This window comes from Micromonospora sp. WMMD967, assembly GCF_029626165.1.
Lineage (GTDB): Bacteria > Actinomycetota > Actinomycetes > Mycobacteriales > Micromonosporaceae > Micromonospora > Micromonospora taraxaci.
Map to the genome: position 1 here is coordinate 1,912,282 of NZ_JARUBK010000001.1, position 22,004 is coordinate 1,934,285.

The window sequence follows — 22,004 nt, forward strand, 5'->3', positions numbered from 1 at the left end:
TATCAGTCCAGGGTGAAGTAGTCGGGACCGGAGTAGGTGCCGGTCGTCAGCTTGGTGCGCTGCATCAGCAGGTCGTTGAGCAGGCTGGACGCGCCGAAGCGGAACCAGTCCGGGTCGAGCCAGTCCGGGCCGACGGTCTCGTTGACCATCACCAGGTACTTGATGGCGTCCTTGGTGGTCTTGATGCCACCGGCGGGCTTCACGCCCACCTGCCGCCCGGTCGCCGCACGGAAGTCGCGGACCGCCTCCAGCATCACCAGGGTCACCGGCAGGGTCGCCGCGACCGGGACCTTGCCGGTGGAGGTCTTGATGAAGTCACCACCGGCCAGCATGGCCAGCCAGGAGGCCCGCCGGACGTTGTCGTACGTGGCCAGTTCGCCGGTCTCCAGGATCACCTTGAGGTGGGCTGCCGGGCGCCCTTGGCGACCGCCATCAGCAGGGCCGCAGGCTTCCTTGACCGCGACGATCTCGTCGTAGACCTCCTTGTACCGCCCGGCGAGGAAGGCACCCCGGTTGATCACCATGTCGATCTCGTCGGCGCCGGCCGCGACGGCGGCCCGGGTGTCGGCGAGCTTGATCTCCAACGGTGCCTGGCCCGACGGGAACGCCGTGGCGACGCTGGCCAGGTGCACGTTGCTGCCGCGCAGCACCTCGGCGACGTACGGGACCATCGCCGGGTAGACGCAGACCGCGCCGACGTGCGGGCAGGACGGGTCGGCCGGGTCCGGGCGCAGCGCCTTCGCGGCCAGCGCGCGCACCTTGCCCGGGGTGTCCGCCCCTTCCAGGGTGGTCAGGTCGACCATCCGGATCGCCAGGTCGATCGCCTGGGCCTTGGCGGTGGTCTTGATGGATCGGGTGCCGAGCTGTGCCGCCCGCTGCTCCGCGCCGACCTGGTCCACGCCGGGCAGGCCGTGGAGGAAGGTCCGCAGAGCGGTCTCGGATCGTCCCAGCTCGGAGAGCTCCGACCGGGCCGACGTCGTTGTCGCCGTCATGCCCCGAAGTCTACGCACCGGAACGGCGAGTGATCTTGCTCACGATCGGCCGGCGGGCCCGTGTGACGTGAGCGGCGTCGCTGGTCCTACCGCACCCGCACCACCGCGCGCTACGGAGCGGTAGGTTGAGCGATCGTGGATGTACACGTCATTGACCACCCGCTGGCCCAGTCCAGGTTGACTGCCATGCGGGACGCGCGCACCGATTCCTCGACGTTCCGGGCCGCGCTGCACGAACTGACCACCATGCTGGTGTACGAGGCGGCGCGCTCCTTCCCCGTCGAGCGGTACCCGGTGCAGACGCCGGTCACCGGCACCGAGGGCACCCGGCTGGCCAATCCGCCGCTGCTGGTCCCGGTGCTGCGGGCCGGTCTCGGCATGGCGGACGCCGCACTCGGCCTGCTCCCCGAGTCGTCGATGGGCTTCGTCGGTCTGGCCCGCGACGAGGAGACCTACGAACCGCGCGCGTACATGGAGTCGTTGCCCCGGGACCTGGCCGGGCTGCCGGTGCTGGTGCTGGACCCGATGCTGGCCACCGGTGGCTCGCTGGAGCACTCCTGCCGGTTGCTGGCCGACCGTGGCTGCACCGACATCACTGTGCTCTGCGTGCTCGCCGCCCCGGTCGGCATCGAGCGGCTGGAACGCTCCGGTCTGCCGATCCGCCTGGTCACGGCCTCGATCGACGAGGGGCTCAACGACAGCATGTTCATCGTCCCCGGGCTCGGGGACGCCGGGGACCGTCAGTTCGGCGGCATGCCCCGGTTCTGAGGGCTCCACCCGGTCGGTGCCGGGTCCGGCGGGTCCGCGCGCGGTGGTGCGCGGACCCGCTACCGTCTGCGGCCATGACTGGTGTTGCGCTCGCCGAGGAGTTGCTGCTCCTCGCCTACGACGACTCGACCGGCAAGGCGACCATGCCGCGGATCAGCCTGGACCTCGGCATGGCCGCCGCGGTGCTGGTCGAGCTGGCCATCGCCGGCCGGATCGCGTACGCCGACGGGTCGTTGACCGTGGTCGACCCGACGCCCACCGGCGAGCCGGTCGCCGACGAGGTGCTGGGCCGGATCGCGGCCGACACCCCGCACACCCCGGCCTCGTGGGTGCAGCGCCTGCGCCACGGCCTGCGCGACAAGATCCTCGGTGATCTGTGCGCCCAGGGTGTCGTCCGCGACGTGGACGAGACCGAGCTGGGCTTCATCCACGTGCACCGTTATCCGGTGGTCGACGCCTCCGTCGAGGCGGAGACCCGCCAGCGGTTGACCGAGGCCCTGACCGGCGCGGCGGCCCCGGACGAGCGGACGGCCGCACTGGCCACCCTGGTCGTGGTGCTCCGGATGGAGACCGCGCTGGGCGTGAGTGGCGAGGAGGTCGCCACCGCTCGCCGACGCCTGGAGGAGATCGCCACCGGCGCGGGCTTCTCCGGTCAGGTGAGCAGCGACGACTCGGTGGTCCGCCCGTCGGTCGGCTTGGTCGTCGCCGCCCTGGCCGGAGCCGTCGACGCGGCGCTGGGCAAGCGCGCCTGACCGTCGGACCCGTCGCCGCCCGGGCCGGAGCGGTCGGCGCGGCGCGGCGCGGCGCTTCGCGGCGCGGACTGTCTGACCGTCGGCCAACCCACACCCTCCTGGCCGTCCTTTGCTCTGCACCCGTGGATGCACCACCCCCGGGCAGGCCGCCGTTTGGCGCGTCCGTGGGTGCAGAGCAAGCGCGGTGCGTCCGTGGGTGCAGAGCGAGCGCTGGCGCGTCCGTGGGTGCAGAGCAAGCGCGGTGCGTCCGTGGGTGCAGAGCGAGCGCTGGCGCGTCCGTGGGTGCAGAACAAGCGCGGTGCGTCCGTGGGTGCAGAGCAAAGGGGGCGTGGCGGGTGGGCGGGGGTCCGCGAGGTCAGATGCCGAGGGCGGCACCGACCTCCGCGCGCAGCCGCGCGACCGCCGCGCCGGCTCGGCTCCGGGCGGCGGCGACATCTCCGTCGGCAACCGGTTCCACCACCTCGAGGTACGCCTTGAGCTTCGGCTCGGTCCCGGAGGGGCGGATCACCACCCGGGCCGACGCGGTGCGCAGGATCACCACGTCCGACTCCGGCAGCAGGTCCCGGACGCTGTCCACCGGCTGCCCGAGCAGGGACGTCGGAGTGGCCGCGCGGATCCGGGCCATTGCGTCGGTGATCACCCGCAGGTCGTCCACCCGGACGGAGAGCTGGTCGGTGTGGTGCACGCCGAACTCGGCGGCCAACTCGTCGAGCCGGTCGGTCAGGGTGCGGCCCTGCGCCTTGAGGCCGGCGGCCAGCTCGGCCACTGTCAGCGCGGCCGTGATGCCGTCCTTGTCCCGCACGTGCCCCGGCGCGACGCAGTAGCCGAGCGCCTCCTCGTAGCCGAAGACCAGGGGTGCGCTCCCGCCGCCGGCCCGCACGATCCACTTGAAGCCGGTCAGCGTTTCGTCGTACGGCAGGCCCCGGGCGGCGCACATCGCCCGCAGCAACGACGACGACACGATGGTGGTCGCGTAGAGCCCGGTCACCCCCCGGCGCATCAGGTGGTCGGCGAGCAGCACACCCACCTCGTCGCCGCGCAGCATCCGCCAGCCCTGCCGTTCTTCGCGGACCACCACAGCGCACCGGTCGGCGTCCGGGTCGTTGGCGATGGCCAGGTCGGCGCCGGTGGCGTCGGCCAGCGCGACGAGCCGGTCCACCGCCCCCGGCTCCTCCGGGTTGGGGAACGACACGGTGGGAAACGCCGGATCCGGTTCGGCCTGGTCGGGGACCACGCCGGGCACCGGGAAACCGGCACGGGCGAAGGCGGCGGTGAGCACCGCCGCGCCCACCCCGTGCAGAGGGGTGTACGCCACCGACAGGTCCCGTGGCCCGTCCGGGTCGATGACGGCGGTGGCCCGCTCGACGTACGAGGCGACCAGGTCGTCACCGAGCACCTGCCCGGGTGGGCCCAGTGGCACCTGGGTCAGCGGGCCGACCGAACGGATGGCCGCCTCGATGCCGGCGTCGGCGGGCGGCACGATCTGTGCGCCCGCGCCCAGTTCACCGCCCAGCTCCGCGCCGAGGTAGACCTTGTAGCCGTTGTCCTGCGGCGGGTTGTGGCTGGCCGTGACCATGACACCGGCGACTCCGCCGAGCTGGCGCACCGCGTACGCCAGCACCGGGGTGGGCAGCGGGCGGGGGAGCAGCAGCGCCGGCCGGCCAGCACCGGTGGCCACCTGGGCGGTGCGCTCGGCAAACTGCTTGGAGCCGTGCCGAGCGTCGTACCCGATCACCAGGGGGCCGGTGCCGCCCTGGGCGGCGAGCCAACCGACCAGGCCGGCGGCGGCCTGGGTGACCACGGCGAGGTTCATGCCGTTCGGGCCGGCCCGCAGCGGGCCACGGAGGCCCGCGGTGCCGAAGGTCAGCGGGCCGGCGAACCGGTCGGCCAGCTCCGGCGCGCTCGCCGGTAGGCCGTCGAGCACGGCCGTCAGCTCGTCCCGACTGGCCGGGTCGGGGTCGTCCGCCAGCCAGCGCCGGGCTTGCTCGCGAATGTCGTCGATGTCAGTGCTGTCCGCCGCCATGCCCCTTGATAGCACGGCGGCGGATCACCGCTGCGGGTTCCCTCCGGCTCAGCCGTCCCCGGTGAGCTGGAACGTCCGCACCATCTCGTCGAAGATCGGCTTGCTCTCCGCGAACTTGGCGTCGGTGGCGGTGAGGTAGAAGGAGTACGCCTTGCCGCCCTCCGCCACACCACGCCAGACACCGTGCCGCATGGTGTCGCCCTCGCCGCACGTGTATTCGAATTCGGCGGCCGGCTTGCTGGCCAGCTCGGTCTCCGTGGAGCTGACCTGCTGGTACGGCTTGACGCAGGAGGTGCTTCTGGTCTTGAGGCCGTTCTCGGCGGTCTCCGCCCAGCGGGTGGAGTCGGTGGACCACTTCTCGGTGATGATGCGCACCTTGCGGCCGCTGTCCTCCGGGTCGATGTAGTCGGTGTAGGAACCGCCGGTGGCCTTCTTCCAGCCCTTCGGCACCATGACCTGGATGCCCCGGGCGGCGTGTTCCTGCATCTCGACAGTGGGCGCCGCCGGCGCGGACGGGGTGGGCTGCGCCGCCGGGGTGGTCGGCGGGGCGTCGTCGCCGCTGGAGAGCGCCACGGCGGTGATCAGTAGCACCACGACCAGGCCACCGGCCGCGGCGAGCTGCACCTTGCGCGGCCAGCCCTTGACCGTGCTGACGAGCTGACCACCTGCGGCGCGGACCTTGTCCAGGGCGCCGCCGCCCGAAGCGCCGCCGCTCGAGGCCTGTGGGGTGGCCCAGGGCTGGCCGGTGCCCGGCACCGACCACTGGTTACCGCCGCCGTAGGTGCCGCCGATGCGCTGGGTGGCCTCGGGCGCGCCGCCGTAGCCGACCTGCTGGGTGGCGTCGGCCGGGGTGCCGTAGGTGACCCGCTGGGTGGCGTCCGGGTGCGCGCCGGCGTCCACCCGCTGGGTGGCGTCCGCGTTGCCGCCGTAGGCGCGGCCGGCGGTCGCTCGGCCGGGTGGGGGCATCGCCCCGGTGGGTGTGTGCAGCGGGCCGGCCAACGCGTCGGCGCTGGTCTCGTCGAGCCCGGTGGCGTCGGCCGTGCCGGCGGGCGCCGGGCGTTCGCCCCGGTTCAGCGCCGCCAGCCGGTCGGTCAACGACTCACCGGGGGCCAACATCGCCGGGCCGCCGATCTGGCTGTCCGGCTTCGGCTCCGGCGCAGGAGGCGGCAGGACCGGCACCGGGCGCTGCTGGACCGGCACCACGGCGTACGGGTCGGTGACCGAGTGCACGGCAGTGGCGGTGCTGCCCAGCGGGCCGGCGAGCAGCTCGCGCAGCATGGCCCGGGAGGTGTGCACGTCCAGTCGCCGGGCCGGGTCCTTCTCCAGCAGGCCCATCAGCACGCGGGTCAGCGGCCCACTGCGCTGCGGCGGCGCGGGTGGGTCCTCGACCACGGCGTGCATGGTCTCGATCGGGTCGCCCTTGTCGAACGGGGGCCGCCCCTCGACCGCGGTGTAGAGCGTCACACCCAGCGAGAAGAGATCGCTCGGTGGCCCGAACTCCTGGCCCATGGCTCGCTCGGGCGAGATGAAGTGCGGTGAGCCGAGCACCATGCCGGGCGTGGTGAGCTGCACGTCGGTGGGCATCCGGGCGACACCGAAGTCGGTCAGCACGCAGCGCCCGTCGGTGCAGATCAGCACGTTGGCGGGCTTCACGTCACGGTGCAGCACACCGATCGCGTGCGCGACCTCCAACGCGCCGAGCAGCGCGATGCCGATCTTGGCGACGGCACGGGGCGCGACCGGCCCGTCCTCGATCACCATGTCGGCGAGGCTGCGGGCGTCCAGCAGTTCCATCACAATCCACGGCCGGCCAGCCTCGGTGACCACGTCGTACACCTGAACGACCGCGGGGTGCTGGATCGCGGCGGCGGCGCGGGCCTCGCGCAGGGTGCGTTCGTACATGGCGTCGCGGTCGCTGGGGGCCAGCCCGGGAGGTAGGACGACCTCCTTGACCGCCACGTCACGGCGCAGCAGCGTGTCTGTGGCGCGCCACACCGTGCCCATGCCGCCGTTGCCCACCGAGGACCGCAGCGAGTACCGGCCACCAATGGTGGTGCCGGGCGCCGCTCGTCCGTTGGCGGGACTGACTGGTCCGCCGCTCCACGTCGGGATCTGAGTCACAGAAAAGCCACCGGGGGAAATCGAGGGGGGCTGGGACACAACCCCCCTATCTTGCTGGTTCCGACGCCCGATGCGAAAGCCGACGCGACGGACGTTTATCGAAGTCGACAGAACGTGCCTTGTCGTTCACCTCGTGTCGACCGGTCGGGACGCACTGTGCGGTATCCCTCACGCGACGGCGTGGCCAGGCGTCCTACCATCCGGGGATGAGTGAACGGCGGTCAAGCGAGTCCGGTTTCCCGATCAACGGCGTCTACACGGAGGCCGACCTTCCGGAGGACCTGGGCTCCCGGCTGGGCGGCCCCGGCGAGTTCCCGTACACCCGGGGGGTCTACCCCACGATGTACACCTCCCGTCCGTGGACCATGCGCCAGTATGCCGGCTTCGGCACCGCCACCGAGTCCAACGCGCGGTACCACCAACTGTTGCGGGCCGGCACGATGGGCCTCTCGGTCGCCTTCGACCTGCCGACCCAGATGGGCTACGACTCCGACGAGCCGATCGCGCACGGCGAGGTCGGCAAGGTGGGTGTCGCCATCGACTCCATCGAGGACATGCGGCTGCTCTTCGCCGACATCCCGCTGGACAAGGTCTCCACCTCGATGACGATCAACGCGCCCGGTTCGGTGCTGCTGCTGCTCTACCAGCTCGTCGCCGAGGAGAACGGGGTGCCCGGCTCGGCGCTCAACGGCACTATCCAGAACGACATCCTCAAGGAGTACATCGCCCGGGGGACGTACATCTTCCCGCCGAAGCCGTCGCTGCGGCTGGTGGCCGACACCTTCGCGTACTGCCGCGCCGAGGTGCCGAAGTGGAACACCATCTCCATCTCCGGCTACCACATGGCCGAGGCCGGCGCGACTCCCGCGCAGGAGATCGCGTTCACCCTGGCCAACGGCGTGGAGTACGTGCGTGCGGCGCTGGCCGCCGGGCTCGCCGTGGACGACTTCGCCCCCCGGCTGTCGTTCTTCTTCGTGGCCCGCACCACGCTGCTGGAGGAGGTGGCGAAGTTCCGCGCCGCCCGGAAGATCTGGGCCCGGCTGATGCGCGACGACTTCGGCGCCAAGGACCCGAAGTCGATGATGCTGCGCTTCCACACCCAGACCGCGGGCGTGCAGCTCACCGCGCAGCAGCCGGAGGTGAACCTGGTCCGGGTGGCGGTGCAGGGGTTGGGTGCGGTGCTCGGCGGGACCCAGTCGCTGCACACCAACAGCTTCGACGAGGCCATCGCGCTGCCCACCGAGAAGGCGGCCCGGCTCGCGCTGCGTACCCAGCAGGTGCTGGCGTACGAGACGGACCTCACCGCCACCGTCGACCCGTTCGCCGGTTCGTACGTGGTGGAGGCGATGACCGCCGAGATCGAGGCCGCCGCCGTCGAGTTGATGGAGCGGGTGGCCGACCACGGTTCCGCGGTGGACGCGATCGAGGCCGGTTTCCAGAAGCGGGAGATCGAGCAGTCCGCGTACCGGATCGCCCAGGAGATCGACTCGGGTGAGCGGGTGGTGGTCGGCCTCAACCGGTTCACCGTGGACGAGGAGGAGCCGTACGAGCCGCTGCGGGTCGATCCGGCGATCGAGGCGGTCCAGGCCGAACGGCTGGCGCGGCTGCGCGCCGAGCGGGACGCCGACGCGGTGACGCGGGCGTTGGCCGAGCTGCGGGCCGCCGCGGACGGCGCGGACAACGTGCTGTACCCGATGAAGGCGGCGCTGCGCGCGCGGGCGACCGTGGGCGAGGTCTGTGGGACGTTGCGTGAGGCGTGGGGGCTGTACCGGCCGACCGACCGCTTCTGACCTACCCCTGACCGCTGGGCGCGGTGTGTCCGTCACGCTCAGCGGGTACCCCCTCGGTTGAGCGCGAACGCACACCGTGTGCGCCCGTGGTGGATGCCTGCGTGTGAGCGTCCTTATCCGGCTCGTTGCGGAGTGTGGTCGGCTAATTGTCGGAGTGTCAGTTCACCACCCCGACTAATGCGACAATTTGCAACAGGGGTCCCCTGAGTTGCGCCGGTTTCGTGACTGCCACGACCGGTTACGCGTTGTAGGAGGTGAGGGGCGGATGGCGGCGTTCGAGCACGATCTACCTGCTGTCCCGCACATCTCCGAGCGCCCTCAGCAGGGCATACGTGACGCTACGCGGTCTGATCATTACCGTAACGAGGTTGCGCAGCGTCACCGCCGGAGGTCTAGGCTGTCTGCTGTCCCCGATGATCCATCCATCTCTAGTGATCGAGAATTCGACGTGACGAGTGCGTTGACGCTGCCCACTGAGGGCCAGCTGGCGTCGTCCTGGCTGGAGACGCCGCCCGGGTCCCAGCCCCTGCCCCGCGACTTGGACCACCTCCTCGCGCTCCGCGTACCGGGGTTGATCGCTACGCGCCGTCACCTCCACTCGCACCCCGAGCTGTCCGGCAACGAGTTCGAGACGGCCGCGCTGATCGCCAGGGAGCTGTCGCTGGCCGGGCTGAACCCGCGTCTGCTGCCCAAGGGCAACGGTGTGATCTGCGACGTCAACGGCAGGCCGGACGGCCCGGTCGTCGCGCTGCGCGCCGACATCGACGCCCTGCCGCTCGACGACCCCAAGGACGTGTCCTACCGGTCGACCGTGGAGGGCGTGTGCCACGCCTGTGGCCACGACGTGCACACCTCGATCCTGCTGGGCGTCGGCATGTTGCTGGCCCAGCTCGCCGACCTCGGCGAGCTGGACGGGCGGGTCCGGCTCATCTTCCAGCCGGCCGAGGAGATCCTGCCCTGCGGGTCGCTGGAGGTCATCGAGGCCGGCGGCCTGGACGACGTGGTGCAGATCTTCGCGCTGCACTGCGACCCGAACCTGCCGGTGGGCCAGGTCGGCCTGCGGGTCGGCCCGATCACCGCGGCTGCCGACAACGTCACCGTCCGGCTGTCCGGCCCGGGCGGCCACACCGCCCGGCCGCACCTGACCGTCGACCTGGTCGACGCGCTCGGCCGGTTGATCACCGAGGTGCCCGCCCTGGTCAGCCGCCGGGTGCCGGCCAACAGTGGTTTGCTGCTGGTCTTCGGCCACGCCTCGGCCGGCACCCGGTACAACGTCATCCCGTCCGAGGCGAGCGCCTCCGGCACCCTGCGCGTGATGGACCGCGACACCTGGGAGCAGGCTCCCAAGATCGTCGCTCAGGTGGTCCGGGACGTGATCGCGCCGACCGGCGCCACCGTCGACCTGGAATACCTGCGCGGCCGGCCGCCGGTGTGCAACGACTCCCGGGCCATCCAGGTGCTGACCGCCGCCACCGCGGCGGCGCTCGGCCCGGAAGGGATCGCCGAGACGCCGCAGAGCATGGGCGGCGAGGACTTCTCCTGGTATCTGGAGTACGTCCCCGGTGCCCTCGCCCGGCTCGGTGTGGGTCGCTCCGGTCCCAACGTCGACCTGCACCGCGCCAGCTTCGACGTGGACGAGCGGGCCATCCCGGCCGGCGTACGCGTCATGGTGCAGACCGCGCTGCGGGCACTGGCGGCGGCGCGCTGACCGGTGCGGCCGGGCCTGCCGTCTTCTTCCGCCGACGCAGCACCAGGAGCAGCACCGCCACCGGCACGCCGAACGCCACCAGCCAGGGAAGCAGCGCCCCCAGCACGGTGAGCATCACTGTCAACGAGGCGACGAACGCCTTCCAGCCGCCCCGGAGCCCGACCAGGAAACCGGTCTCGTCCTTGTCGTCGGTGGCCTTCTTCGCCGCAGGCCCGGCCAGCGACACGGTGATCGTGGAGAGGGCCGTCAGGTCGGCCAGCCGACGCTTCTTCGCCTCCAGCGACGCCAGGTCGGCCTCCCGGCGGCCCAGCTCGTTCTCCAACGTCACCAGGTCGGTGATCGAACTGGCACGGGACAGTAGACGCCGGGCACTGTCCACCCGGGCTCGCTGACTCGTGATCCGGGCGTCCAGGTCGACGGTCTCCTCGGTGACGTCCTGAGTGTTGATCTCCCTGCTCTGCTGCTGGCCGAGCTCCGAGATCTCCTCCACCACGGCGGAGAACTTCGGTGCCGGCACCCGCAACTGCAACTCCGCCACCGCGTCCTCGTCGGCGCTGCGGCGCTGGTCGCCGCCGACGAAGCCACCGGCCCGGGTGGCCACGGCGACGACCTCACGGGCCTTCGCGTCCACATCGTCCACCTGCACGCGCATCGTTCCCGTGTAGATGATCGCCCGCTGGTCGACCCGCAGGTCCGGTGCGCCGGCACCGGCCGCCTCCTGCGTCCCGCCCTTGGCGGCGTCCCTGGCCGCCTCGCCGCCGTTCGCCGCCGCCGGTGGCTCGGCGGCCGAGCCGGCGGTGTCCTGCGCCCCGCTGTCGCCGGCACTGCAACCCGTCAATACCAGCGCCGCCGCCAGTGCTGCTACCGCCAGCGCTGTGCCGCTGCGTCGTACCGTCCGTCCATCCATCCCCGCTCCCATCATCGTCGTCCGGTGTGGCGATAGCTCGGACGCGGCGCACGCGTCGGCTGGTTCCGGCAGACTGCGCTGAGGACGTCACGATTCGATAATCGAGGAGTCACGATGCGGCTCACCAAGTACGCCCACTCCTGCCTTCGTGTGGAGCACGACGGCGGAGTGCTCGTCGTCGATCCCGGGGTGTTCAGCGACCCGACGGTGGCACTGGACGGTGCGGACGCGGTGCTGATCACCCACGAACACCCGGATCACCTCGACCTGGCGGCGCTCCGCCTCCAGCTCGACCGGCGGCCGTTACCGATCCACGGTCCCGCCTCGCTCGCCGAGACCCTGGGTGACGCGGCCGAGGCCCTGCACCCGGTCACCGCCGGCCAGTCGTTCACCGCCGCCGGGGTCGCCGTGCGCGCGTACGGCGGGCGGCACGCGGTGATCCACCCGGACATCCCGGTGATCGACAACCTCGGCTACCTGATCAACGACGTCGTCTACCACCCGGGGGACTCCCTGGTGGTGCCCGACGAGACTCCCGTCGACACGCTCTTCGCCCCGATCCACGCCCCCTGGTCGAAGTTCTCCGAGGTAGTCGACTTCATCCGGGCGGTCGCGCCGCGCCGCGCGTACGCCCTGCACGACGCCCTGCTCAACGACAACGGGCTGGGGGTGCTCGACCGGCAGTACGCGGCCATGTCCGGCACCGACTACCAGCGTCTGGAGCCCGGCAGCCGGGTGGACGTCTGACCCGATGCCCGGCCCCTCGACGGAGCTGGTGCAGCAGCTCTACCGCACCCCACCGGACCGGTTCGTGGCCGCCCGGGACGCCGCCGTGGCCGAGGCCCGCCGTGCCGGGGACGCGACCACCGCCCGACAGTTGGCCCGGCTCCGTCGTCCGACGGTGGCCGCCTGGCTGGTGAACCTGCTCGCCATCAGGCGCCCCGAGTTGGTGGCCGACCTGGTGCAACTCGCGGACGCGCTCCGCACCGCCCAGCGGGAGCTGCGCGGACCCCGGCTGCGGGAGCTGTCCGCGCAGCGCCGGGCGGTGGTCGGCGCACTGGTCGTCGAGGTCCGCAAGCTCGCCGCGGCGGAGCCGGAAGCGCCGCCGGCGGGCCGGCTGCCACTGGCCGAGGTGGAGGCGACCCTCAATGCGGCGTTCTCCGACGCCGAGGTCGCCGAGCAGGTACGGGCAGGCCGTCTGCTCCGGGCGGCCAGTTACGCCGGGTTCGGGGAGGTGCCCCGGCCACAACTGCGGCTGGTCACCGGCGACGAGGAGAAGGAGGAGGAGCGTCCGGCCCGCCGCCCCGGTACCCAGCGGGAACGCCCCGAGGCAGCCTCCCGAGCGGACCGGACGACCTCCCGCACCGACCGGACGACATCCCGCGCGGACCGGGCAGCCGAGCGCGCCGAGCAGGCCGAGCGGGCTGCGCAGCGGGCGGCCCGCGCCGAGCGGGCTCGGCAGCGCCGCGCCCTGGACCGGGAACTGGGGCGTGCCCAGGCCGACCAGGAACGCGTCGAGGCCGAGCTGACCGAAGCCACCGCGCAGGAGCGGGACGGTGCTGCCGTACTCGACGGAATCGAGGCCGAGCTGGCCGAGCTGGAGCGGCGGCGGGCCGTCGCCGAGCAGGATCTCAGCCGGGCCAAACTCGCTCGGCGCGCCGCCGAGCGAGCTGTCACCTCGGCTCGCCGGCGTGCGGGTGAGGTGGAGGCGGCGATCGAGGCGTTGGTGGCCGAAGAGGGGGATGCGGACGCGGGCGACGGCGCGGCAGACTGACCATCGATGGACGACGACGAGTACGTGGAGCGTCCACGGCGGGTGACCCCGGGTCGGGGATTCGTCGTGGGTGACGGGTCGGGTTCTTCGAGGACGCCCCGGCCCCGCAGGCGATCCCGGTGGGCGGCGCTCGGATGACACCGGAACAGGCCGCCGCAGCCAGCAAACCCGTCGTGCTCGACCTGGGCGACGCGTTCAGCCGGGACCCGACGACGCTGCGCCGGGCCCGGTTGCTCGGCATCTCCGGCTGGGCGTTCTACATCGGCGGCCGAGCCGGTGCCCTGGGTGATGTGCGCGCCGAGACGGCCGCCGCCGCCCTCGGCTTCCTCGCCCCGGACGCCGTCGCCGACGGTTGGGACGCCGCAGGCCGGGTCGTCCCGCCGATCGAGGTGGCCGCCGCGAGTCTCGCCGAATGCTGTCGATGGGGGGCTCAGCAGCTCGGCGCCCTGCCCGACACCGAGCGCCTGGCCGCGCTCGTCCAACGTGCGGTGGTAGCCGCGGACGCCAGCGGAATGCCGCTCTTCGCCGCCTGGCGGGCCATGCCGCTGCCGGATCTCAGCCCGGGTGCCCGGACCGCCGCCGGGCTGCGGTTGCTCCGCGAGCACTTCACCGGTGCCTACCTGTTGGCCGTGCGGGCCGCCGGGATGACCGCGCTGGAGGCGGTGCTGTCCGGGCCGGAGGGGGAGGCCGGGGCGGTGGCCTGCGGCTGGCCGCCGCCGTACCCGCCGATCGGGCCGTTGGTCCGCCGGCGACTCTGGGCCGAGGCCGTGACCAACAGGCTGGCCGCGCCGGCGTTCACCGCCCTCGGGCCCGCCGACTGCACCGAGTTGGTGGAGCTGCTGCACCGCACCCGGGCCACCCTGCTCGCCCAGCGCGAGCGGCCCGACTGAGCGGAAAAATGAGGGGCGCCGACGGCGGTGCGCTGTCAGGATGCTCTGCCGTGACCCTTCCCGCTGGTTGGACAACGCGCAGGCCCACCCTCGCCGACGTGCCCGCGATCCTCGCCGTGGTGCACGCCGCCGACACCTTCGCCGTCGGCCATCCCGACTTCGACGCGGAGGACGTCGCGGCGTCGTTGACAGCCCCCCACTTCGACCCGACCCGGGACTCCTGGCTGGCGGTCGACCCGGACGGTGCCGTGGTCGGCTGGGCGACGGTCGACAACCCGACCGGCGTCGGCCGGGAGTTCGTGGAGATCTACGTCGACCCGGCCCGCGCTGCCACCGTCCGGGCGCCGCTGCTGGCCCGACAACTGGACCGGGTCGCCGAGCGTGCCGCCGAGCGAGGGCTGCCGGCGCTCACCGTCCGCTGCGCGGTCTTCGCGCCGGAACGCGCCTGGGAGCGGGACCTGATCGAGGCCGGGTTCACAGTCGCCAAGCGGTACGTCCGGATGAGCCGCCCGCTGACCGACCTGCCGGACGAGCCCGCGCCGCCGCCCGGTGTGACGGTGCGACAGGTACGCCCCGACGACGAGGCCGACCTGCGGGAGTTCCACCGGATCTACGACGCCGCCTTCGCCGACACCCCGGACCACGAGCCGGTGTCGTACGACCGGTGGCGGGCTCGGATCGGCGACCTGACCGCCTGGGACGAGTGGTTCGTCGCCGAGGTGGACGGGGTGCCGGCCGGCGTGTTGCAGTCCTCGGACCAGGCGCTCGACCAGCAGCAGGGCTGGGTGAAGAGTCTGTCGGTGCGGTCCGCGTACCGCCGGAGGGGTGTGGGTGCGGCGCTGCTGCGCCGCGCCTTCGCGCGCTACGCCGAGAAGGGTCGGCAGTCGGCCGGTCTCGGCGTCGACCTCAGCAACCCGACCGCGCCGCTGTCGCTGTACGAGTCGGTGGGCCTGCGGGAGGTCCTGTGGACCGACATGTACGAGCGTTCGGTACCGGCCGCCGGTGTGTGATTGACGACCCCGGTCGGGCCCGACCGGCGATCCGCTCGGCACCGGTAGCAGACTGGTGGCGTGCGATACGCGCTGCTACGCCGACGCGGTGCCGGTGGGGCGGGACCGCAGCTCGGTGACGTAGTCGTCCGGGGCGCCCGCCTTCTCGGCGGCGTTCGCGATCTCGGACAGGTACCACGACGTCGGCAGGCCGCCCTCGTACCCGTTGAAGACGTAGATCCACGCCGTCACGTCGCCGTCGAGGGTGGAGACCCGGACGTGCAGCTTGCGGTACGTGCCGGCGGCGACGCCCTCCAACTCGTCGAGCTGCTCGGCGTCGTACGGGTGGATGTCGTAGAGCGCCACGAAGACCCGGTCACCGGGAGACTCGACCAGGGTGCTGACCGCACCCTCCCAGCCGATCACGTCCGCACCGGCGAAGGTCAGCCGCCAGCCTTCCAGCCAGCCGGTGCCCACCATCGGCGAATGCGGACAGTAGGCGCGCATCCGGGCGGGGTCGAGATTTGAGCCGTAGGCGGCGTGATGACGCACGGCGATGACGATAGCCCGGCGGACGGGTGGGGGAGAATACGACTGTGCGTGTCGAATGCGCCCAGGAGAAGAAAGTCACTGTGAGCATGGACGAAGGGCGAACGCTGTGAGCCGGATCGTGATCATCGGCGGAGGGCCGGCCGGGTACGAGGCGGCCCTGGTGGCCGCTCAACTGGACGCCGATGTCACGGTGGTGGAGGCGGACGGCGCCGGTGGGGCCTGCGTGCTCTCCGACTGCGTGCCGTCGAAGACCTTCATCGCCAGCTCGGGGGTGGTCACCGGTTACCGGGACACCGAGGAGTTCGGGGTGCACTCGGACGGCCTGGAGGCGGTCACCGTCGACGCGCGGGCGGTGCACGAGCGGGTCAAGCGATTGGCCCTGGCGCAGTCCGCTGACATCCACGCCAAGCTGCTGAAGGCGGGTGTCACCTTCGTGGCCGGCACCGCCCGGCTCGGGGAGGACTCCCTCGGGCACACCCACCGGGTCGTCGTCACTCCCGCCGACGGTGGGGAGGAATACTCCATCGACGCCTCGACCGTGCTGGTCGCGACCGGTTCGACACCCCGCCAGCTGCCCACCGCCGTACCGGACGGTGAGCGCATCCTGACCTGGCGTCAGGTGTACGACCTGCCTGAGCTGCCCGAGCACCTGATCGTGGTCGGCTCGGGTGTGACTGGTGCGGAGTTCGCCAGCGCGTACCTGGCGATGGGGGTCCAGGTCACCCTGGTCTCCAGCCGGGACCGGGTGATGCCGCACGAGGATGCCGACGCCGCGTCGGCCATCGAGCGGGTGTTCCGCAACCGGGGCATGGAGATCCTCAACAACTCCCGGGCCGACGCGGTCCGGCGTACCGCCGACGGCGTCGAGGTGGAGCTGTCCGACGGCCGGAAGGTGACCGGCTCACACGCGTTGATCACCGTCGGCTCTATCCCGAACACCGCCGACCTGGGTCTGGCCGAGTACGGGGTGGAGCTGGGCCGGGGCGGCTACATCACCGTCGACCGGGCGTCCCGGACCAACGTGCCCGGCATCTACGCTGCCGGTGACTGCACGGGGGTGCTGCTGCTGGCCAGTGTCGCCGCCATGCAGGGCCGGATCGCCATGTGGCACGCCCTCGGCGAGGCGGTCCGTCCGCTGCGTCTGCGTACCGTCGCGGCGAACGTCTTCACCGATCCGGAGCTGGCCACCGTGGGTGTCTCGCAGGACGAGGTGGACGCGGGCAAGGTGCCGGCCCGGCAGGTGATGTTGCCGCTGTCCGGCAACGCCCGGGCGAAGATGGACGACCTCGCGGACGGCTTCGTGAAGCTCTTCTGCCGGCCGGCCAGCGGTCAGGTGATCGGCGGTGTGGTGGTCGCCCCGAAGGCCAGTGAGCTGATCCTGCCGATCACCATGGCGGTGGAGAACAATCTGACGGTCAACGAGCTGGCCCAGACCATCACCATCTACCCGAGCCTGTCCGGTTCGATCACCGAGGCTGCCCGTCAGCTCATGCTCCACGAGCTGGAGTAATCGTTGTCGATCATGGACTTGTGGTGGGCGGTTCACACTGTCACACCCCTTTTGCGGGGCACCACAACTCCATGATCGACGTGGACGGGGCGGGCGGCGGGGCGGGCCCCGGCGGGCGGGTCGGCGGCCCGAGTCTGCGTTAGGGCGACTGTCGCCAGCACCGCTACCTCGGTGAGGATGAGGAGGCGTTCGGCCAGGCCGATCAGCAGGCGGTCACCGGGGTAGGCGGACCAGATCATCGCCACCGCCAGGGCCAGGCTCAGCACGACGAGGGCGCGTAGCGTCCGGGCGGCGGGGGCCAGGTCGGGTCGACGTGCCAGCAGCCAACCGGCCGCCGGCAGGGCGAGGAAGGCGACCACCGAGGCGTACCGGTGCACGTACGCCGCCGTGGTCATGGCGGTGCCCGGCTCGTTCGTCGGCACCAGCGCGGCCAGCAGCAGCCCGGACACCCACGCGCCGAGCAGCCACTCGACCGCGTGACCGGGCTGTGCCGGGCCGGTGCGGCGTAGCCCGTACAGCAGCGACACTGTGGCGAGCGCGAGCACCACCATGGCGACGTCGATGACCCCGCCCCGGTCGGAGACCGCGAAGTCGCTGACGGTCAGCGCCCACGGGTTGAGGTCGTCGTTGACTTCCAGGTGGCCGATCACGGTGCGCAGCGCCGCCACGGCGATCCCACCGAGGGCAAGCACGCCGGTGTTCCGGGTTCCAGGCATGCCTCAGCCTGTCGCCGGAGGCACCCGAGCCGAATCCGGGACGCCCACCGAGTTGACCCCCCGAAACGACCCCTAGAGGTACGTCCGTCGCGGCAATCTTGGACAGTTTCCGTCAACAGCTGACGGAAACTGTCCAAGATCTCCGAGTTCTGCGGCCCGGAACGCTGGGCGACACTCAGTCGATCGGGATGTTCGCGGCGGCTGCGGCGCGGGCGTGGCGGGCGCTGACCAGTGTCATCGCCCATCCGGCCGCGGCGAAGCCGACCGCCGCGGCGGTGGCGATGATGGCCAGGCGCCACGCCGATTCGGTGAGGGCGGTGCCGCCGAGATGCCCCACCAGCGCGCCGTACGTGGCCCAACCCAGCGCGGCGACCGCCTCGTACAGCATGAACAGCCGGTACGGGTAGCGGCTGCGGCCGGCCGAGAAGCAGGCCGCCATGCGCCCACCGGGCACGAACCGGCACAGCAGGATGACCATCGGTCCGGGTTGTCGGAGCCCCTGGGTGACGCGGCTGGCGACCCGCCGGGCCCGGCTCAGCTCGGCGTGCCGGGGTGGCCGCCGATCCGGTGCGCTCCGTCCGAGCAGGTAGCAGGCCAGGTCGCCGACGAACACGCCGAGCGCGCCGACGGCGATGGTGACCGGCAGGCTGAGCCCGCCGTAGACGGTGAGCGCGCCGCTGGTGATCATGACGATCTGGGTGGGAATCACCGGGACGAAGGCGTCCGCGATCAGCAGGGCGACCAGCACCAGGTACGCCCAGGTCGGCGAAGCAACATTGGTCAGTAGTTCGGGCACGCCTGCCACCTCGCCGGATGCGGCCGATTGGGTGTCTTGAGCCTGACGGCGTGTCCGGCGTCACGGTGGACAACCCCGGCCCGTCGTGACGGTCGACACGGCCAGGCCACCCGGGGTCCAACGAGGCGAACCGGTTCCGGGTGACGGTTTCGGTGGCTGTTCCACCCCCGCCGGAGCGGTCGGCGGATCGGCGATCGTCGGCGTACCGTTGTCCGCGCGGCCACGCCCGTCGGGTCCCCCGTTCCTGACGAATTCGGGCCGCCAGGGCCGCCGGCGGGTCCCGCGCCGGCGGCCCGCCCCCGTCCGCGTCCTGACAGTCGTAATCCAGGTGCGTCCTCGATGGTTCGACGGATAGCGTCCTCACATGCGCAGTGCGGTAGTGGTGACCACGACGCCGGGTGTCCCCGGCGCGCCGCTCTGACGTAACCACCGTCGACCAGGCCCCGGGGCGATCCGCCCCCGAGGGCCGCGCGGCGTTCGGTGTCCTGGTCGCCTCCGGGTCGTACCCGATCCAGGAGCCCGACATGATCGACCACCGTAGGCTCGGCCGTGAGCTGGACCTCTTCGTCTCCGATCCGTTGGCCGGCGCCGGCCTGCCGATCTGGCTGCCCGCCGGCGCGGCCGCCCGGCACGCCGTCGAGGAGTACGTCCGGGAGCTGGAGCGTCGCTCCGGCCACCAGCACGTCTACTCGCCCCCGCTGGGCAAACGTGAACTCTTCGAACTCTCCGGCCATCTCGGCTATTTCGCCGACGACATGTTCCCGCCGATGCGGCTGAGCGCCGACGACGAGTTCGTGCTCCGGCCGGCGCTCTGCCCTCATCACGCGCTGGTGTTCCGGGCCCGGGGACGCTCCTACCGGGAGTTGCCGCTGCGGGTCGCGGAGCTGGGTGGGATGTACCGCTCGGAGCGTTCCGGGGTGCTCGGTGGGCTGTCCCGGGTACGCGCCATCTCCCTTAACGACGCGCACACCTTCTGCGCGCCCGAGCAGGTTGGTGCGGAGGTCGCCGAGATCCTCGGGCTGATTCGGGAGGCGCACGCCGCGCTGGGCGTACGCCCGGCCGGGTTCCGGCTGTCGCTGCGCGGGCCGGGCGAGAAGTACGTCGGTGACGACGCGCAGTGGGCCCGTGCGGAGGACCTGCTCCGCGCCGCGCTGAGTGGGATGGAGTACGTCGAGGCGCCCGGCGAGGCAGCGTTCTACGGGCCGAAGATCGACATTCAGATCGTCGACGCGGCCGGTCGGGAGTCGACCATCTCCACCATCCAACTCGACTTCGACAAACCCGAGCGGTTCGACCTGTCGTACACCGACTCCGACGGCAGTCGGCGTCGACCGGTCATGGTGCACCGGAGTCTGGTCGGCAGCATGGAGCGGTTGTTCGCGTACCTGATCGAGGTGCACGAGGGCGCGTTCCCGGCCTGGTACGCACCCGTCCAACTGGTCCTGCTGCCGGTCGACGACGGGCAGGTCGACGCGGCGGCCGACCTGGCCCGGCAGGCCGTCGACGCCGGCCTGCGGGTCGCTGTCGACGTCGCCGGGTCGCTGGGCGCCCGGATCCGGGACGCGGCCCGCCGCCGCGTCCCGTACCTCGGCGTGTTGGGGCCCCGGGAGGTGGCCGGCGGACGCCTCGCGCTGCGCCTGCGCGGTGGTCGGTCCCTGGCCCCGATGCCGGCCGCTGACGCGCTCGCCCTGATCGGCGGGCAGGTCGCGGCCCGCTCGGCGGATCTGCTCCCCCCGGACTGACACGTCAGACCGACGCCGGTTGGGCGGCGGTGGCCGGCTCCTCGTCGACCACCGCCCCGGTGAACTGCGAACGGTAGAGCCGGTGGTACGCGCCGTGGGCGGCGAGCAACTGCTCGTGGGTGCCCTGCTCGACGATCCGGCCGTCCTCCATCATCAGGATCAGGTCGGCGTCGCGGATGGTGGAGAGCCGGTGCGCGATGACGAAGCTGGTCCGGTCGGAGCGCAGCGCGGCCATCGCCCGTTGGAGCAGCACCTCGGTGCGGGTGTCCACCGAGCTGGTGGCCTCGTCGAGGATGAGCAGCGACGGTTCGGCGAGGAACGCCCGGGCGATGGTGATGAGCTGCTTCTCGCCGGCGCTGACGTTGCTGCCCTCCTCGTCGATGACCGTGTCGTAGCCGTCGGGCAGGCTGCGCACGAACCGGTCCACGAAGGTGGCCCGCGCCGCCGCGACGATCTCCTCCTCGGTCGCGTCGGGCCGTCCGTAGCCGATGTTGTCGCGGATGGTGCCGCCGAAGAGCCAGGTGTCCTGGAGCACCATGCCGATCCGTCCGCGCAGGTCGTCACGGCGCATCGTGGTGATGTCCACCCCGTCGAGGGTGATCCGGCCGGCGTCCAGCTCGTAGAACCGCATGACCAGGTTGACCAGTGTGGTCTTCCCGGCACCGGTCGGGCCGACGATCGCCACCGTGTGCCCCGGCTCGGCGACCAGCGACAGGTCGTCGATCAACGGCTTGTCCGGCTCGTACCGGAACGAGACGTGCTCGAACTCGACCCGGCCGTGCGGGTCGGTGACCCGGGCCGGCTCGACCGGGTCGGGGGTCTGCTCGTCGGCGTCGAGCACCGCGAAGACCCGCTCGGCGGACGCCACACCGGACTGGAGCAGGTTGGCCATCGACGCGAGTTGGGTGAGCGGCTGGGTGAACTGGCGGGAGTACTGGATGAACGCCTGCACGTCACCGAGGCTCATCGTGCCGGAGGCGACCCGCAGGCCACCGACCACGGCGATCGCGACGTAGCTCAGGTTCCCGATGAACATCATCGACGGCATGATGATCCCGGAGATGAACTGCGCGCCGAAGCTGGCCCGGAACAGTTCCTCGTTCTTCGCGTGGAACGCGGCCTCCACCTCGCGCTGCCGACCGAAGACCTTCACCAGCTCGTGACCGGTGTAGGCCTCCTCGATCTGACCGTTCAACTCACCGGTGTGCGTCCACTGTGCGACGAACTGCTTCTGCGAGCGCTTGGCGATGCGCTGGGTGACCAGCACCGACAGCGGCACCGCGACCAGCGCCACCAGGGCCAGCAGCGGCGAGATCCAGAACATCACACCCAGCACGCCGACCACCGTCAGCAGGGAGGTGAGGAGCTGACTGAGGGTTTGCTGGAGGCTGGTGGAGATGTTGTCGATGTCGTTGGTGACGCGGCTGAGCAGTTCGCCCCGGGGCTGCCTGTCGAAGTAGGGCAACGGCAGCCGGTTGAGCTTCTCCTCCACCTCGGCGCGCAGGCGCAGCACGGTGCGCTGGACCACCCCGTTGAGCAGCCAGCCCTGCCACCACGACAGCAGGCTCGCCGCCAGGTAGAGGCCGAGCGCCAACAGCAGCACCCGGCCCAGGGCGTCGAAGTCGATGCCCATCCCGGGCACCACGTCCATCCGGGCCAGCATGTCGGCGAAGCTTTCGTTGCCGCCGGCCCGGGCTGCGGCGATCGCCTGCTCGGCGGTGGTGCCCGGCTCCAGTCGCCGGCCGATCACGCCGCTGAAGATGATGTCGGTGGCGTGGCCGAGGATCTTCGGCCCGGCCACGCTGAACCCGACGCTCACCACGGCGAGAGTGATGATCGCCGCCAGGTGCAGGCGGTGCGGGCGCAGCCGGCCGAGCAACCGCCGGGCCGACGGCCCGAAGTTCATCGACTTCTCGGCGGGCATCCCGGCGCTCATCCACCCCGGGCCGCCACCCGGGCGACCGGGAGGCAGCC

Annotated in this window: 18 protein-coding genes; 10 read left to right on the forward strand and 8 right to left on the reverse strand. The window is 71.9% G+C overall.

From position 1 onward, the window contains the following. Positions 1 to 2: 2 nt before the first annotated feature. Positions 3 to 992, reverse strand: a complete 990-nt coding sequence (gene deoC / locus O7631_RS09095; protein WP_278143855.1) for a deoxyribose-phosphate aldolase — start codon at positions 990 to 992, stop codon at positions 3 to 5. A gap of 135 nt (positions 993 to 1,127) precedes the next feature. Here deoC and upp point away from each other — a divergent pair, with 135 nt between their 5' ends. Next, positions 1,128 to 1,760, forward strand: coding sequence for a uracil phosphoribosyltransferase (upp, locus tag O7631_RS09100; RefSeq protein WP_145786266.1), 633 nt, complete (start codon positions 1,128 to 1,130; stop codon positions 1,758 to 1,760). A gap of 74 nt (positions 1,761 to 1,834) precedes the next feature. Continuing rightward, the gene (locus tag O7631_RS09105; protein ID WP_145786267.1) at positions 1,835 to 2,512 is read left to right on the forward strand and encodes a GPP34 family phosphoprotein; all 678 of its coding nucleotides are present in this window, start codon (positions 1,835 to 1,837) and stop codon (positions 2,510 to 2,512) included. A 355-nt stretch (positions 2,513 to 2,867) separates the two neighbouring features. Here O7631_RS09105 and O7631_RS09110 read toward each other — a convergent pair whose 3' ends face one another. Beyond that, positions 2,868 to 4,535: a phospho-sugar mutase gene (locus O7631_RS09110; protein ID WP_278143856.1), complete on the reverse strand. Its 1,668-nt coding sequence runs from the start codon at positions 4,533 to 4,535 to the stop codon at positions 2,868 to 2,870. A 48-nt stretch (positions 4,536 to 4,583) separates the two neighbouring features. Next, positions 4,584 to 6,656: a serine/threonine-protein kinase gene (locus O7631_RS09115; protein ID WP_278143857.1), complete on the reverse strand. Its 2,073-nt coding sequence runs from the start codon at positions 6,654 to 6,656 to the stop codon at positions 4,584 to 4,586. 206 nt (positions 6,657 to 6,862) lie between these two features. Here O7631_RS09115 and O7631_RS09120 point away from each other — a divergent pair, with 206 nt between their 5' ends. After that, the gene (locus O7631_RS09120; RefSeq protein WP_278143858.1) at positions 6,863 to 8,446 is read left to right on the forward strand and encodes a methylmalonyl-CoA mutase family protein; all 1,584 of its coding nucleotides are present in this window, start codon (positions 6,863 to 6,865) and stop codon (positions 8,444 to 8,446) included. Positions 8,447 to 8,894: 448 nt separating this feature from the next. Next, on the forward strand, positions 8,895 to 10,154 hold the full coding sequence (locus tag O7631_RS09125) for an amidohydrolase (RefSeq protein ID WP_145786271.1): 1,260 nt from the start codon (positions 8,895 to 8,897) through the stop codon (positions 10,152 to 10,154). On the opposite strand, the gene O7631_RS09130 is transcribed toward O7631_RS09125, so the two are convergent. Continuing rightward, the gene (locus O7631_RS09130; RefSeq protein WP_278143859.1) at positions 10,111 to 11,061 is read right to left on the reverse strand and encodes a DUF4349 domain-containing protein; all 951 of its coding nucleotides are present in this window, start codon (positions 11,059 to 11,061) and stop codon (positions 10,111 to 10,113) included. The genes O7631_RS09125 and O7631_RS09130 overlap by 44 nt on opposite strands. A 114-nt stretch (positions 11,062 to 11,175) precedes the next feature. Between O7631_RS09130 and O7631_RS09135 the strand changes: the two genes are divergently transcribed. The 4 genes from O7631_RS09135 (at position 11,176) to O7631_RS09150 (ending at position 14,735) form a co-directional block, all read left to right on the forward strand. Continuing rightward, complete coding sequence (locus O7631_RS09135; RefSeq protein WP_278143860.1) at positions 11,176 to 11,808, forward strand: MBL fold metallo-hydrolase; 633 nt, start codon at positions 11,176 to 11,178, stop codon at positions 11,806 to 11,808. Positions 11,809 to 11,812: 4 nt separating this feature from the next. Then, positions 11,813 to 12,835 (forward strand): hypothetical protein, encoded by a 1,023-nt coding sequence (locus tag O7631_RS09140; RefSeq protein ID WP_278143861.1) that lies wholly within the window; start codon positions 11,813 to 11,815, stop codon positions 12,833 to 12,835. 134 nt (positions 12,836 to 12,969) lie between these two features. After that, positions 12,970 to 13,725, forward strand: coding sequence for a hypothetical protein (locus O7631_RS09145; RefSeq protein WP_269681170.1), 756 nt, complete (start codon positions 12,970 to 12,972; stop codon positions 13,723 to 13,725). Positions 13,726 to 13,775: 50 nt separating this feature from the next. After that, on the forward strand, positions 13,776 to 14,735 hold the full coding sequence (locus O7631_RS09150) for a GNAT family N-acetyltransferase (protein ID WP_278143862.1): 960 nt from the start codon (positions 13,776 to 13,778) through the stop codon (positions 14,733 to 14,735). A gap of 75 nt (positions 14,736 to 14,810) precedes the next feature. On the opposite strand, the gene O7631_RS09155 is transcribed toward O7631_RS09150, so the two are convergent. Continuing rightward, positions 14,811 to 15,266, reverse strand: coding sequence for a gamma-glutamylcyclotransferase (locus O7631_RS09155; protein ID WP_088986378.1), 456 nt, complete (start codon positions 15,264 to 15,266; stop codon positions 14,811 to 14,813). Positions 15,267 to 15,372: 106 nt separating this feature from the next. Between O7631_RS09155 and O7631_RS09160 the strand changes: the two genes are divergently transcribed. Further along, positions 15,373 to 16,776: an NAD(P)H-quinone dehydrogenase gene (locus O7631_RS09160; RefSeq protein WP_278143863.1), complete on the forward strand. Its 1,404-nt coding sequence runs from the start codon at positions 15,373 to 15,375 to the stop codon at positions 16,774 to 16,776. A 32-nt stretch (positions 16,777 to 16,808) separates the two neighbouring features. Here O7631_RS09160 and O7631_RS09165 read toward each other — a convergent pair whose 3' ends face one another. Next, positions 16,809 to 17,492, reverse strand: coding sequence for a DUF998 domain-containing protein (locus O7631_RS09165; protein WP_278143864.1), 684 nt, complete (start codon positions 17,490 to 17,492; stop codon positions 16,809 to 16,811). Positions 17,493 to 17,667: 175 nt separating this feature from the next. Beyond that, on the reverse strand, positions 17,668 to 18,288 hold the full coding sequence (locus O7631_RS09170; RefSeq protein WP_278143865.1) for a DedA family protein: 621 nt from the start codon (positions 18,286 to 18,288) through the stop codon (positions 17,668 to 17,670). Between the two features lie 524 nt (positions 18,289 to 18,812). Between O7631_RS09170 and thrS the strand changes: the two genes are divergently transcribed. Next, positions 18,813 to 20,030 (forward strand): threonine--tRNA ligase, encoded by a 1,218-nt coding sequence (thrS, locus tag O7631_RS09175; RefSeq protein WP_278143866.1) that lies wholly within the window; start codon positions 18,813 to 18,815, stop codon positions 20,028 to 20,030. A gap of 4 nt (positions 20,031 to 20,034) precedes the next feature. Here the strand turns inward: thrS and O7631_RS09180 are convergent, their stop codons facing one another. Beyond that, on the reverse strand, positions 20,035 to 21,954 hold the full coding sequence (locus O7631_RS09180; protein WP_278147891.1) for an ABC transporter ATP-binding protein: 1,920 nt from the start codon (positions 21,952 to 21,954) through the stop codon (positions 20,035 to 20,037). Positions 21,955 to 22,004: the final 50 nt, after the last annotated feature.